9 protein-coding genes and 1 pseudogene are annotated in these 15,579 nt (G+C 47.4%); 8 read left to right on the top strand and 2 right to left on the bottom strand.

Going from position 1 to position 15,579, the window contains the following annotated elements; translation table 11 throughout:
* Positions 1-3 precede the first annotated feature (3 nt).
* Positions 4-1,236 carry a DUF6693 family protein gene (locus C1714_RS14205; RefSeq protein WP_102341889.1) on the bottom strand — a complete coding sequence of 411 codons (1,233 nt, stop codon included), beginning with the start codon at positions 1,234-1,236 and terminating at the stop codon, positions 4-6.
* Between the two features lie 20 nt (positions 1,237-1,256).
* On the bottom strand, positions 1,257-2,210 hold the full coding sequence (locus C1714_RS03500; protein WP_102341890.1) for an isoaspartyl peptidase/L-asparaginase: 954 nt from the start codon (positions 2,208-2,210) through the stop codon (positions 1,257-1,259).
* A 570-nt stretch (positions 2,211-2,780) separates the two neighbouring features.
* On the opposite strand from C1714_RS03500, the gene C1714_RS03505 reads away from it, so the two are divergent.
* The 8 genes and pseudogenes from C1714_RS03505 to tnpA all read left to right on the top strand — a co-directional run.
* On the top strand, positions 2,781-2,975 hold the full coding sequence (locus C1714_RS03505; RefSeq protein WP_102341891.1) for a hypothetical protein: 195 nt from the start codon (positions 2,781-2,783) through the stop codon (positions 2,973-2,975).
* A gap of 150 nt (positions 2,976-3,125) precedes the next feature.
* Positions 3,126-4,859: an IS1634 family transposase gene (locus tag C1714_RS03510; protein ID WP_102341892.1), complete on the top strand. Its 1,734-nt coding sequence runs from the start codon at positions 3,126-3,128 to the stop codon at positions 4,857-4,859.
* A gap of 153 nt (positions 4,860-5,012) precedes the next feature.
* Positions 5,013-11,237 carry an MBG domain-containing protein gene (locus C1714_RS03515; RefSeq protein ID WP_102341893.1) on the top strand — a complete coding sequence of 2,075 codons (6,225 nt, stop codon included), beginning with the start codon at positions 5,013-5,015 and terminating at the stop codon, positions 11,235-11,237.
* Positions 11,238-11,511: 274 nt separating this feature from the next.
* On the top strand, positions 11,512-11,877 hold the full coding sequence (locus tag C1714_RS03520; RefSeq protein WP_102341894.1) for an FtsB family cell division protein: 366 nt from the start codon (positions 11,512-11,514) through the stop codon (positions 11,875-11,877).
* Positions 11,878-11,921: 44 nt separating this feature from the next.
* Positions 11,922-13,136, top strand: a complete 1,215-nt coding sequence (locus tag C1714_RS03525) for an oxygen-binding di-iron domain-containing protein (protein WP_210115246.1) — start codon at positions 11,922-11,924, stop codon at positions 13,134-13,136.
* Positions 13,133-13,375 carry a hypothetical protein gene (locus tag C1714_RS03530; protein ID WP_102341895.1) on the top strand — a complete coding sequence of 81 codons (243 nt, stop codon included), beginning with the start codon at positions 13,133-13,135 and terminating at the stop codon, positions 13,373-13,375. Before C1714_RS03525 ends, C1714_RS03530 begins: the two co-directional genes overlap by 4 nt.
* Before the next feature lie 394 nt (positions 13,376-13,769).
* Complete coding sequence (locus C1714_RS03540) at positions 13,770-14,990, top strand: IS110 family RNA-guided transposase (RefSeq protein ID WP_102341896.1); 1,221 nt, start codon at positions 13,770-13,772, stop codon at positions 14,988-14,990.
* Positions 14,991-15,243: 253 nt separating this feature from the next.
* A pseudogene (tnpA, locus tag C1714_RS03545) lies at positions 15,244-15,519 on the top strand (IS200/IS605 family transposase); the annotation flags it as partial.
* Positions 15,520-15,579: the final 60 nt, after the last annotated feature.

Below are 15,579 nucleotides of genomic sequence, written 5' to 3' on the forward strand. Positions count from 1 at the left end.
TTTTCAGTAGTTTTCGGCGTGCGTGTGGGCGTAGATGTATTTGTTGAGACGTACCGTTCCCCAGGGACTGTAAATGCCCAAAGTCACGATCGTAAGCAGATAGACGATGAGGTATTGAACCAGGATGCCGGTAGCGGTGCCATCGTAATAGAGGCGGTCATTGCAGACGACTTCGTGGCTCGTTTCCCATTTCAGAATCATCGTATGGACCCATGGGTATGCCAGGCCGCACGTTACTGTCAGTAACAGGGTGGCGATAAAGGCGTAGCCGAAGTATTGGAAGCTGTCCCCATCAAAGAGGGAGATATCGCTGTATTCGCTGTAATCATCGGCGTAGAAGGTGTGTTTCATTTCCCACTTTTTCATTGCCACATGCATGAAGAAGCCGTAGATGCCGAAGGTAACGATGCATAGCAACGACCACAGCAGATAGTATCCGAAAAGAGAGCCGCCGGTACCGTCGAAGTCGAGGCGGCGTCCGCTGATGACGGTATGTGTCTTTCTCCACTTCATGATTTTGCAGATCATCCACGGTGTCGCAAGATTCAGAGTAACAACGGCGACGAGAATGGTGATCACTGTGTACCCAAAGAGAGTTGCCCCATCACCATCAAAGTAGGAGTCGTAGGGGTCGGTGTCATTAACCTGGGCAGCTTTGGGATGCGCTGCTCTGTAGTTGTCATAGATCTGCTTGTAGGCGGAAAAGTCAGCCGCCGGATCGGAGGGGCTTTCGATACCTTTCTTCTGTAACAGCAGGCGGGAAAGAAGATCGAGACCGTAGACGGTACAGAGAATGGGGGAAAGAACAGAGAAGGATGTGCTCCAATGGAAAATGACCCCAATCAGCGAAAGAAGACTAATGACAGAAAAGGCGGCGGAGAGCCATGCGCTGCGGGTCTGCTTTTCAGGATTGCAGCGGATCGTATGAAACATTGCCACGGTGCCAAGAACCGTAAAGATGAGGAAGATGATCTGATCAATGTGCAGGATCATCATCCTGAACCGGTAGCTATCAATCCAGGAATGGATGATCAGTCCCTGAACAATCAGCAGAAAGAAAGGAAAGAAGAGACTGACAGCCGCAAACAGTTCGATATTTTTCGGTGTCAGCCAGCTGCGCCAGCCGTTATTCTGGTCATTATTGGCGGCATCATTCTGGTGATCGACAGGTGTGCCGCAGTTGGGGCAGTACTTGCTTCCTTCGGGAATTTGGGTTCCGCAGTTTTTGCAATACATGAGTTATTCTCCTTTTGCATTTACCATTGCTCAAGCTTACCGGCGTGACGTACCGCCATATAGGCATCGAGCCATTGCTGCGTGGCAGGTGCATAGATCGTGTCCGGCTCATTGTGGCGGGCAACATAGACGGTGAGGTTTCCTTCCTCGTCCGGTGTGACGAAGGAAAAATTCTGGATCGTGGTTGAGGCACCGATATTACCGTGCATATCCATGGCGATGACGCTGAGGTCGTCGGTGGTGCCGCGGATTTTTTTCATGCGATGGTCGAGGTCGTGGACGGCTTCGTCACATGCCTGCTGGGGTGTGCGGCCATTTTTCATAAGAGAGACGATGGCGAAGCTGAGGCAGCCTTTCATGATCTCTTCCCCTACACCGGTAGCGGCAGCGGCGCCGATCGTGGCATCGGCATAGAAACCGCAGCCCGGCATCGGAGAGTCACCGACACGGCCCGGTGTCTTAAGGAAGAGGCCGCTGGTCGATGTGCCGACGACGATGTTGTTGTCATCATCGAGGGCGATGACGCAGACGGTGTCGTGACCTTTATAGACCTGGGGCGTGGATTGTTTTTCAAGCATGTTCTGCCAGAGCTTCATGGACTGGGGATCATGGAGGTTGACTCTCTCAAAGCCATGGGCCGATGCCCAGCGCTCTGCATCTGTTCCTGCGAGGCAGTTATTGAGATGAAGCTTTGAGAGGGCGCGGGAAATGGAAATGGGATGGGCAAAGTCCTGAATACTGCCAACGGAACCGATGGAAAGCGTCGCCCCGTCCATAAAGCCGGAATCCAGAGATACGCTGCCATCCCGTGCAGGTAACCCTGCCAGCCCCACGGATCGGTACAGTGGATTTCCTTCGACGTCACGGATCGCAGTTTCAACGGCATCAGCCGCGCAGCCGTGATTATTCAAAAGCTGCTGTGCTTTTGCGGCGCCTTCCAGAGACATGCGCCAGGTAGACAGGATGCGTGCCATATTCTCTCCTCTTTTTGTTTCCTATTCTAGCATTGATGATTCGAAGCTGCCGATGCAGAAAGCAGGAGCCATGGACCTGTCTCTCATCGTCTTCAGGAGGAATGATGCAGCTGTAAAAATATGCTTCTGCATGTGAAAAATTGTCACCATTTTACGATTTGAATGCGTGCGTGAGGTGTAGGAAGAATCATCGTGAAGCGAATAATTCGGCTATAAACAATGATTACGATAGTTGAGCTGGTCAAATTTAGAGAAGGACGCTATGGAAAACATGCCAGGAAAACCAGGAATTCAGTATCTGAAATGATTGCAACGGTTTTCGCGTCAGGCAGCTTCCCCAGGTGTGCGCCAGCTATGCAGGATACATGTCTCATTCTTCAACCATTGCCTGGACGTTGGCAGTTAGTCTTTGTTTATTCGTGAAATGAGTGACATTTAAACGTGAAATGTTCACCGAGTATAATGTGGTATCTACTATAATCTAGTTGACAAAGCCCATATTTATTGGTGCTTTTACGTCCACTCATCATTTTTTCATCAATAGCCTTGATTCAAAGGGAGGGAAAGGTTATGAAAAAGCATCATCGATCTATTCTTGATACGGCTTTTTGTTCTATTCTATCGGCCGCTATGTTTTTCTCGCTGGGTGTTACTTCTATGGCGGAGGAAGGAAATGCGGAAGAGCAGCCGGGCACAGAAGTAACGGAAACGGTAGAGGCACCTTTGCCGGAGCCGGAACCCCGTCTTTCGAAAATAGCACCATGAGTCTTTAGGTCAGAAAAAATCCCTAATCGCAGGATCCGGCTTCATTGTCGGATTTTTTTGATGCCGAAAAATCTTTTAACTTTTCTACATTACCGTTCTACATATGGTGCTATGGTGTTATAATATAGCTGCGCTTAGGAGGACCTGTTTATGGCTTACTTTCTTAAGAAAACCTTGAACAAGAAAGGTACCTATCTCCAGATCTATTCCAGTTTTTATGATCCTGTGCGGGGGCATACTGCTCACAGATCTTACAAGGCAATCGGATATGTCGATGAGCTTAAAAAGAATGGTATTGATGATCCGATCGCCTATTATTCGAAGGAAGTTGATGATTTAAACAGGGAGCGGAAAAAACAGCGTGATCTTGAAAAGACGGCCCAGATATCTGACACTATTCCCACACGCTATCTTGGGTACTTCCCAGTCAAAAGCGTCAACAGTGAGCTGAATGTCGCTGATGATATCCGGCTTCTTCAGGCTCCATACAATCTCCATTTTGACGCCGCAAATCTGTTGTTTTCTCTTGTGTATGCGCGCATAGTTTCGCCCTGTTCAAAACATAAAACTTACTTTAACGTATTACCATGCATGTACGATACTGCCGACTGCTCTCTGGACCAGCTTTACAACGGCGTTGATTTCTTTGGGAAGGAGTATCAGAAGATCATCGAGATTTATACTGCCGCTGTCCGTCAAAAGTATTCCTATGATGTTTCTCACGTCTATTTTGACTGTACAAATTTCTACTTTGAGATTGACCGTGAAAATGATCTGTGCCTGAAAGGGCCAAGCAAAGAAAACAAAACAGATCCGATTGTTGGAATGGGCCTTCTGCTGGATGCGAACAGGATTCCTGTCGGGATGGAGATTTTTCCCGGCAATGAAAGTGAGAAACCGGTTATCCGTTCTGTGGTTAACGAGCTGAAGACAAGACACAATATTGCCGGGCGTACAATCCGCATCGCTGACAAAGGGCTTAACTGCTCTGCCAACATTATTGATGAGATTGCGAATAATGACGGATATATCTTTTCAAAAAGCGTCAAACAGCTGCCGGAAACAGAAAAGACCTGGGTGCTTCTCGAGAAAGGCTGGGATGAAGTTCGGGACAAGAGGGGAAATCTTCTTTACAAATCCAAATCCTGTATCGATGAATTTTCTTACACAATCACGGATGCCAAGGGAAGAAAGAGGATCGTCAAACTGACAGAGAAGCGCGTTGCGACTTACAATCCAGGCCTTGCCGAGAAACAAACGCACGAGATCAACCGGCTGGTTGAAAAAGCCAAATACATGCGTGCAAGCGAAGCCAAAAAAAGTGAATATGGGGAAAGCTCCAAATATGTCATTTTTAAATCCACAGACAGCGAAGGAAATCTGACAAGTGGCAAGATACAAACAGAACTGAATACAGCCGCAATCGAGAAGGACAAAAAGCTGGCTGGGTACAATCTCCTGGTAACCTCAGAAGTGAAAATGAAGGATCAGGAGATTTACGAGGCGTATCACAATCTCTGGAGAATCGAAGAATCATTTCGGATCATGAAGTCAGAGTTGGATGCCAGACCTGTATTCCTCCAAAAAGCAGACAGGATCAAGGGACACTTTCTCATCTGTTATCTCGCCATCCTTCTGATGCGTATACTGCAGTTTAAGATTCTGGACAATGCGTACAGTTCACAGGACATCATGAATTTCATGAAATCATTTCAGGTTATTAAAATATCCGAGCATACGTATTTCAACAACACAAGATCCAGCGACTTCATCTGTGCACTCAGAGACATTACGTCACTGCCGCTGACAAACTGTTATCTAAAAAAGAGTGATGTTACAGCGATCCTGAACTACAAATTTCCTTCACCAATTAAGAAGAACTAAAAAAGCTGTCACCGGTCAGAGATGACTTATCTGTGACAGCAATTTTTTAACAACAATTATATGCGTGCATGAATATAGCACCATTTTTCTACCCTGTCAGCCAAAAGACAGGTTCTATCGGCCGCTATGTTTTTCTCGCTGGGTGTTACTTCTATGGCGGAGGAAGGAAATGCGGAAGAGCAGCCGGGCACAGAAGTAACGGAAACGGTAGAGGCACCTTTGCCGGAGCCGGAACCTGCGCCGGAAGTCACGGAAGAAGAAGCCACACCTGCAGAAGAAGCAGCACCGCAGGAAACAGTTGCGGCACCGGTAGAAAGCACGGAGCCGGAAGCACCGGCACCAACCGAAAGTAAAGAACCGGAAGGAACAGCTGCACCGGTGCCAACCGTAGAAGCAGAAGCACCGGCACAACCTGAAGAAACCGCAGTCCCGGAACCAACACCGGAAGTGAGCCCGGAGACTACGCCGGAATCGACCCCGGAGGTGACACCGGAGGCTGAAGCTACAGCGGAACCGACACCTGAAGCAGAGGAAGAGGAAACGGTTATCTACATGCCTGCAGGCACGTTCTCCGGTTCCACGAGCCAGATGACAGTCACCGTCGCGTATGATGATCACACGTTCCCCATCGGAACAACGATGCGGGTTACCGATGTCTCGAAGCACGAGGCTATCGCAGCCGCGGAACAGAGCACGGAAGGTGATGAAGAAGTCATCGACGCCGTAGCTGTGGATATCACATTCCTGAACGCAAATAACGAAGAGATACAGCCAGAGGGAGCGGTATCCGTTTCAATGGTTCCGTACACACCACTGGAAACAACAGAGACAAGTACAACCGAAGTCATCCATAAAGATGACAGCGGTAATACACAGGTCATTGACGCAGCCGCATCGGCACAGAATGCAACGTTTGATGCGGACAGCTTCTCGATCTATGTCATTTCAATTACGGATGGAAAACAGGTTCCTGCTATCGCCACTTATATATTTCACGGCGCAGATAATCAAAAAGTAATTTCCACGCAGAAGGTAAAAAATGGAGAGACTGTTTATGCGCCGAGCACGCCGGAGAAATCTGGTTACAAGTTCCTTGGCTGGTCCAAAAAGCCGGGCGTTTCTTCCCTTCAGGAAGGAGATCCAGGCTCGTTCTCGGAATTTAAGCCTTCGGTCACTGATACCACTGAGGTAAAGCTGTATCCAGTATTCCAGCAGGTTTACTATGTGTTCTTCCTGGATGGCCAGGGAAGAGTAAGCACCACGAAGGAAGGCGCAAGTGGAGATAAAATTTCAGTTGCTGATGTTACGATTCCGCTGGATTCTACGCATTCGGTCACTGGCTGGTACACGGAAGCTAAGCTGACCAACAAAGTCGAGTCTGTTACACTTTCTGATCATAACGTCACGCTATATCCAAACGTAGAAGAGGGGCATTATCTGTACTTCGCATCAGGAGAAGGTGCAAGTTATGTTGAGCCGGAGTTTGTTGCGGCAAATGAAGGAACGTCTGCACCAGCAGAACCAACCAGACCTGGATATACATTTAAATACTGGTCAACAAGTGAAGAAGGACCTGAATATAAATTCGGCAGAACTATATCCGAAAATATCACGCTCCATGCAGTATGGAATGCAAATAACCATACCAAATATACGGTGATCTATTGGTGGGAAAACGCCAACGATAATAATTATTCCTACCATGAAAGCAGCTTTGATTATGGTGTTTCAGGGAAAACAGTAAGGATTAACGATGTTTTAAAATCCTATGAAGGTTTTGAACTGAATAAAGAGAAGACAAACCAATCTGATGTAACCATTTCTGGTGATGGCTCTACAATCATCAATATCTACTACTCACGAAAGACATATGAAGTTACATTTTTCAAGTACACAAAACATGTGTCGGGTCTTTTTGGGCATATTGTATGGTATGAGTGGAATGAAATGGAAGATTTGCGCATTTCCGCCAAATACGGAGCAAATATTTCCGACCGTTGGCCAACCTCCACTTCTAAAATCTGGGGCACCCAAAAGGGAGACAATGGTCAGGGGGAAGAACCATATCAAAGCGGTATTTCCACAATGCCCCTGAACGGCGCTGCGTTCTACTATGTCAGCCGGGATGGCGAATATACGATGAACCTGAATTACTATTTGAAAGGCCTGGATGGAAAGTATTATTTGCACCACACGGATAGCTTTAAATCCAATGATGACGGGTGGAGTACAACAGCGGAAGATCATTATGATATTGAGGGCTTTACTTATACAAATAATGTAGAAGATGGAACTAAGTTCCAACAGTCTTCAAGAAATGTTTACGAGATCTCCTTCAAATATGAAAGAAATGAGTACTCTATTAAATTTGTAAACGGAGACTCAACAACATCAGTAACGTTCAAATATGGAGCGGATATCAGTAAAGTTGATTTAAAAACTGCTCCTAAGCACCCTGTGGGAATACCTTCTGATTATTTATTTGCGGGATGGTTTGATAATGAGCTTGGAGTAGGAGATCAGATAACATCTCTTTCGGGCACTATGCCTGCAAACAACATTACGCTATATGCAAAGTGGGTTGCTCCAACATATGATGGGACTATTCATTTGACGATCGAGGATAATGGAAAAACAATTCCATTTAATGTTGCCTATGGGCAGACTATCGATGAAAATGATATGCCGCAGATTGTTGATCATAATGGCAAACTGATCCAGGCAGGCGATGCTAATAAGGGAACTGTCACTGTACCCCAAGGATATACATGGGCTGGCTGGGCGACAAAGACCGGAGATGGTAGCTTTGTTCTCTTTAACTTCAACACAAAAGTTCATGGGAATATTACGTTCTATCCGTACTATATCAACGGGGAGAAATACACGGTTACGTATGAGCTGGGCAAAGGCACTGGAACGGCTCCGACTGACAGCAAGCTCTATGCAGAGAACTCGTATGCGGACATTCAGCTGGCAACGGGAGTTAAACCTCCAACAGGCAAGACGTTCCTTTACTGGAACGATGGTACTAACAATTTCTATCCGGGAGACAAGGTAAAGATCACAAAAAATCTTGAACTGATCGCTGTCTATGGAGATACATCAGCATTAACATCGATTACGTATCATTCCAACTATCCGGAAGGGTCCCAACTGGATGAAAAGACCACAACAGTTGATAAACAGGCGAATAACACAGCGATTAAGCTGGAAAAGGCAGGCTTTGCAGCTCCGACTGGGTACTATTTCTCATACTGGAAAGATGGCTCTGGAAAGCGATATGATGTTGGAACAAATATCGGTATCGACAATACATCTGACAATAATCTCTATGCGGTTTGGAAACAGAAGAAAGAGATCACATTAACGGCAAATTCCGAAACAATTACTTATGACGGAACTGAACATACTACTTCCGGCGTCAAGACAAATACGTTTACGATTGATAATGTTACTTATATCGTAAGCGGCTTTAGTACACAGAATCCAAAAGGAACGAATGCGGGAACTTATACAAATAACATTCTGAACACTGATTCCATTGTTGTTAAGAATGGAAATACTGATGTTACCTATCAATTCACTGTAAATACCGAAAACGGATCCTTGAACATAATGCCGAAGGCAGTAACCGTCACAGCGGACAGCAAGAGCAAGACCTATGGCGAAAAGGATCCTGAATTAACTGCACAAGTAAGCGGCACGCTGGGTAATGATACCGTTCGCTATACGCTAAGCCGTGAAAAAGGCGAAGTTGTTGGCTCATATACAATCACGCCGAGCGGCGAAGCAAGCCAGGGCAACTATACGGTGACGTATGAGACGGGAACCTTTACCATCAGCAAGTCTGGCTCATTGACACTTACAGCTAATGGATACGAGGGCGAATACGATGGCAAGTCTCACGCCGCAAGCGCAATCGCAATCGTAACGGAAGGCACAACGATTTCCTATCAGGTAGGGAATGGTGAATGGACGACAGAAGCTCCAAGCATCAAGGATGTTGGCGAACAGAAAGTCAATGTCAAAGCCGAGAATGCAAACTATGAAACAGCAAGTACAACGGTAACGCTGAAGGTAAAGCCGAAGGCAGTTATCGTCACGGCGGAGAACACGGGCAAGACCTATGGAGATCCTGATCCGGAGCTGACGGCAAAAGTAAGCGGCACGCTGGATAACGATACTGTCAGCTATTCGCTGAGCCGCGCTGAAGGCGAAGCTGTTGGCACCTATACAATCACGCCGAGCGGCGAAGCAAACCAGGGCAACTATACGGTGAGCTATGAGACAGGAACCTTTACCATCAGTGAGTCTGGCTCATTGACACTTACAGCTAATGGATTCGAAGGCGAATACGATGGCGAGGCTCACGCCGCAAGTGCAAGCGCAAGCGTAACCGAAGGTACAACGATTTCCTATCAGGTAGGAAATGGGGAATGGACGACCAAAGCCCCAAGCATCAAGGATGTTGGTGAGCAGACAGTCAATGTCAAAGCCGAGAATGCAAACTATAAAACGGCAAGTACAACCGTAACGCTGAAGGTAACACCGAAGCCAGTCACAGTCACAGCGGACAACAAGAGCAAGACCTATAACGAAAAGGATCCGGAACTCACAGCAACTGTCAGCAAAATGGTGGGTAAAGATTCAGTCGACTATACGCTGAGCCGTGAAAAAGGCGAAGCTGTTGGCACCTATAAGATCACGCCAAGCGGCGAAGCAAGCCAGGGCAACTATACGGTGACGTATGAGACGGGAACCTTTACCATCAGAAAGTCTGGCAAATTGACACTTACAGCTAACGGTTACGACGGCGAATACGATGGCAACTCTCACGCCGCAGGTGCAAGCGTAAGCGTAACGGAAGGCACAACGATTTCCTATCAGGTAGGAGGTGCATGGACGACAAAAGCTCCAAGCATCACGGATGTTGGCGAGAAGACAGTCAGCGTCAAAGCCGAGAATGCAAACTATGAAACGGCAAGTATAACCGTAACGCTGAAGGTAACACCGAAGGCAGTCACCGTTAAGGCGGAGAACAAGAGCAAGACCTATGGCGAAACGGATCCGAAGCTGACGGCAACAGTAAGCGAAACGTTGGGTACCGATACTGTCAGCTATACGCTGAGCCGCGCTGAAGGTGAAAATGTCGGAGAATATGCGATCACGCCGAAGGGTGATAAAGATCAGGGTAACTATACGGTGACTTATGTTCCGGGAAAACTGACCATCAGTAAAGCCGGAGCCGCAGGGTTGAATCTGTCCGCAACCGGATACAAAGGCGAATACGATGGCAACTCTCACGCTGTAAGTGCAAGCGCAAGCGAAGGCACAACGATCTCCTATCAGGTAGGAAATGAGGAATGGACGACAGAAGTTCCAAGCATCAAGAATGTTGGAGAGCAGACAGTCAACGTCAAAGCCGAGAAAGCAAACTTTGAAACGGCAGAGAAAACCGTAACGCTGAAGGTAACACCGAAGGCAGTCACAGTCACGGCGGAGAACAAGAGCAAGACCTATGGAGAAAAGGATCCGGAGCTGACGGCAACAATAAGCGGCACACTGGATAACGATACAGTGAGCTATAAGCTGAGCCGTGCTGAAGGCAAGAATGTTGGAACATATAAGATCACGCCGAGCGGCGAAGCAAGCCAGGGCAACTATGCGGTGACTTATGTGGCGGGAACCCTGACGATCAACAAGGCAGATATCTCTGACGAAACAATGTTTACTGTCAGCCAGCCGGGAGATGTTGTTTACAATGGTGCTGAACAGAAACAGCCGGTAACAGTTGCCAGAGTTACACCGAAGGCAAAGAATGCACTGGCAAAGTTCTTCTCCAGTCTTGCTTCGCTTGTGGATGTCAATGCTGACGAGGCATTGAAGTATGGAACAGATTACACTCTCACCTACAGCGAGAATCTGAAGGATGTAGGAACAGTTAGAGTTACTGTAAAGGGCCTGGGTAATTACACCGGAGAAGTAACAAAAACCTACGAGATTACTCCTGCACCTCTTAAGGTCACAACATCCAGTGCAGAGAAGGTTTATGACGGTAAACCGTTGACTGCTGGTGGAACACTTGAAGGCCTTGTAAATGAGACTGAGAAGAATGCAGTTAAGTTTACGGTGAAGGGTAGTCAGACTGAGGTTGGCTCCTCGGTCAACAGCTATGAGATTGTCTGGGGCAACATTAAAGAAAGCAACTACAGCCTGACGAAAGTACTAGGTACTCTGAAAGTAACTGCACGTCCTGAGCCGAGCAAACCAAAGCCTGCAGCTTCTTCATCAGCTTCAGCTCCGGTACCTGCGCCGGTATCGACACGTTTCATTCCACGTACGGCTGCGTATCCTGCAGAAGGAAAGGAAATGAAATAGATGTTTTGAAAGGGAGATGATAGTATTCTTCTAAGTACGGCACCAATGTGTGAAGGAAGAAATACAATCTGAAAATATCTTCCCCCCGCAATCGTCATCTGCCACACCCCTCTCGCTGGCAGGTGGCGATTGCTTTTGCATACATGTGAGGACAGGTTCAGCACATCTGGCTGCAACAGTCATGAAAAGACACAGGCGCCGCTGATCGCGGCGATTGAAGAAGCATCGTGAAAATGCTATAAAAGGAGTTGCTTGAACCGGAAAGGAGACTGTGATGACAGACACAAAAAAGAAGACAGGGAAGACTGGGAAAACAAAGAGAAAACGTCTTACACCTGTGATGAAGCTTCTTTGTCTTGGTTTGATCGCTGTTTCCTGCTGGATGTTTGTAGAAGTCGGACGTGAGGTATATACGACGATTACGCTTCAGCAGCAACTGAGTGAGGTTCAGGCTCAGCTTCAGAAGGTGCAGGACGAAAATTCTTATTTAACCAGTGAAAAGGAGAAGCTGCAGGATCCGGACTACGTCGCCAGTTATGCGCGCGGCAGCTATCTGCTGTCTAAGGACGATGAGCAGATCTTCTATTTACCGGAAAGCAGTGATTCAACAAGTACCAGCAACACTACTACAAGCAACTGAGGCATCGTCAAATCGGTGCCTTTTTATCGTAAGGGAGAGAGAAAATGATGAAGAAACATGTCGCGGCAAACGTCAGCTGGATCGGCTATCTCGATTATGAGCTGAAACAGTTCCATGGCAGCGAATATAGTCTGCACCATGGCAGCAGTCAGAATGCCTATCTGATCGAAGAGGGGAAGACGGTACTGATGGATACCGTATGGATGCCCCATGAATTTGATTTCCTTGCCAACCTCAAAGAGGTAATGCACGGCGATCTGCACAAGATCGACTACATCGTCGCCAACCATGGCGAAGTCGATCATTCCGGCAGCCTTCCGCTGTTGATGCAGGAGATTCCGGACACTCCGATCTACTGTACAGCGGCTGCCGTTCAGTCCCTGGAGGGACAGTACGGCAAGTTGGGCTGGAATTTCCACGTCGTAAAGACCGGTGATGAGCTCGATATCGGCAATGGGAAGAAGCTTGTGTTCATTGAGATGCGTATGCTCCATTGGCCGGACAGTATGGCTACCTTCCTGACGGGAGACAATATTCTATTTTCGATGGATGCCTTTGGTCAGCATTACTGCTGCCCGGAGATGTTCAATGACCGTGCGGATCAGAATGTGATGTGGGACGAGGCTCTGAAGTACTATGTCAACATTGTGAATCCGTTTGCGCCGGTTCTGAAGGCGAAGCTTGCGGAGCTGAAAAAGATGAATCTTCCGGTTTCGATGATCTGCCCGTCGCATGGTGTTATCTGGCGTGACAATCCGATGCAGATTGTGGAGGCATATGAGAAGTGGTGCTCCGCAGACAACCGTGAGGATCAGGTGGTTATCGCCTACGACACGATGTGGAACGGTACAGAGAAGATTGCCCATGCGATTGCGGAAGAGATTGGGCGCCAGTCTCCTTCGACCCGTATCCTTGTCTATAACATTGCGGACTCGGATAAGAATGATGTTGTGGCTGAAATCTTCAAGGCACGTGCCGTCGCCGTCGGATCGCCGACAGAGATCAACGATGTCCTTTCTTCGGTCAGCGGCTGGCTCACCTATGTGAAGTCGATGAAGTTCAAGAATAAGCGCGGCGGTGCCTTCGGCTGCTATGGCTGGGGCGGCGGCGCTTCGAAGGTGATTCAGAATCGTCTGACGGAGGCCGGCTTCACCGTGATTCCGGAAACGGTTGACGCCAACTGGAACCCGAAGGAAGAGGATCTGGCAAAGGTGCCTGCCTTTGTTCAGGACCTTCTCAACGATGGATACAAGGCATGAGTGACGACTATCAGGTCCATGTTGAGGCGGGCTGGAATCCTGAACCTCTTCCCGCAGACTGGAGCAGCTACACCTCGCTGCAGAAGATGGCATGGTTTCTGAAATACTATGGCGATTACGCCAAGGATGGCGAAATCGGCGGTATTCAGAGCTTTGCGTCCGATGAGATTAAGGCTGCCTATGAAGCTTTCCGCAAAGAGCCCGACTGCCCCATGCATTCCGTATACGATCGAAAATAAGAAAACGGTTCCCGTGTCTGTGCAATTATGCATAGCCACAGGAATCGCTTTTTCTATTATGAAATCAGGAAGAATCCAGTCCTGATTGAGCTGTCATGAGCATATGAATCTACAATGGTAAGGTCAGGATTACCTGGATGTATTCCTGGCCTTTCCTGCGTATAGGCATATACCGGAAAGGTCTGGGTAAAAGTAAGGACGCCGCTTTTTTTAAGCTATCGAACGATAAGCCAGTAACAAAAAACGTCCTGCTTCCCTTTTGTGATATAGCCAGCTTAATCAAAATGTGCAGCCGGAAGTATTCAGGCATGCCGTATCTAATCCAGAAAAATCAGCTGTCGCAAAGGTTCAGGGAAGCTTTACCGCAGACATTTATGCCAGAGGAGGCTCTTTTATGGACGGACCAATTATCACGGTAGATGTCTCAAAAGGCAACTGCCACTATCAGCCGTGGCTGACAGCAGGCCATTCCCTGCGGAAGCCGAAAGTGCTGAACGATACGAAAGATGGCTTTGAAGCATTGTCTGAAACCATTGAGATGGTGAAGGAGAAGAGCGAAGCTGATACAGTCCCGGTAGTATTCGAGGCGACCGGCGTCTACCATCGCTGTCTCCAGAAGTATCTTGATGATATAGGAAATCCTTACATTGTCGTTCCGCCACTGCTGTCTGCAGCTTATCGGAAGACAAACCTTCATGGCAATAAGACAGACAATGCGGATTGTGCCCATATCGACAAAGGGTATTACCAGGAAGAACATCTCCAGTGCCACCAGAATGAATCGGATACATATGCACGTCTGCGGGCAAAGAATCGCATGTATGAGAGCGAATTGAAGATCCTGCGTCAGCGGAAATGCACGTTCCGGGCAATGCTGGATGTGATCTATCCGCGCATGGATAAGTGCTTCAAAGGGCATGCAAGCCTTTACGATTCGGTTCCGATGGAGGTGCTGAAGAAATATCCGCATCCATCATTACTTCTCAGGCACAGGGAGGAAACCATTGTGAAAGCGATCCGGAAGCCCGCAGGTCATAAGAAAGGCTTCACTGAAAATATCGTTCACAAGATGTATCAGTGTGCAGAGGAATGTTATTCCGGCGTGGATGCGGACAGTGTGGAAGTACAGCAGTTTCCTCAGATGATCAATGAACTCATGGAGCAGATGGAGCTCTGCAATACATACCTTGAGGAACTGATTGAAGATGCCAGTAAGCTTCCTTCCTTTGCGATTCTGCTCAGTATTCCTGGAATTGGCAGGAACATCGCGGCACGGATCATCGCGGAAATCGGCGATGTCACCCGGTTCAGGAACGCGCGAGGCATCGTAGCATATGCAGGACTGAATCCGAAAATCAATCAGTCAGGTGAGAAGGATGGGACCCACCTGGCTATATCCAAGAAAGGAAACAGACATCTGAGGTGTCTTCTTTATCTGGCAGTCACGTGCAACTACAGGCTGAAAAAGGGAGATTCTATCTATCAGTTCAACCAAAAGAAAAGGCAGCAGGCTGCATCTCCATTGAAGCCCAAAGCTGCCAATATCGCTGCGGCGGATAAACTATTGGTAGTAATTTATTCGCTTATGAAGAACGGCTCAACTTTCCGTTCCTAAGCAGATTATAGAACAAATTTTCAAAACCGGGGAGCCTGTCTCCTCTTTTCGTGGTGGCCGATCAGAAAAATTCTGAAGCTTATGAATTTATCGAAGCAATCTCCAAAAAAGGGCTTGATTTAAGTTATCAAATTTTTGTTATTAGAAAACTCTCGGATAGTCCGGGAGTTCAGTAAAGGTTTACCGATGAGTCTCTATCGTATTTTCTATAATGAATTTGCGGTCCGCCAACTGCAAAAACGGAAAGGAAAATATGACAGAGACACATACATTATCTCACACAACATGGAATTGTAAGTACCATGTCATCTTCGCACCGAAATATAGAAGAAAAATATTCTACGGGGAGAAAAGAGAGGAAATAGAAGCAATTCTGCGGCAACTGTGCAAATGGAAAGGAGTGAATATATTGGAGGCAGAAGTTTGTCCTGACCATTTGCACATGCTTGTGGAAATACCACCAAAATACAGCGTTTCTCAATTCATGGGATACCTGAAAGGGAAAAGCAGTCTCAGGATATATGAGAAGTGACGGATTGCAAGTGGCGGATCGTACATGCGCTTCTGAGCGCAGCCAGTAATATGAGGG

Origin of the sequence: Galactobacillus timonensis, assembly GCF_900240265.1 — a bacterium.
GTDB lineage: Bacteria > Bacillota_I > Bacilli_A > Erysipelotrichales > Erysipelotrichaceae > Bulleidia > Bulleidia timonensis.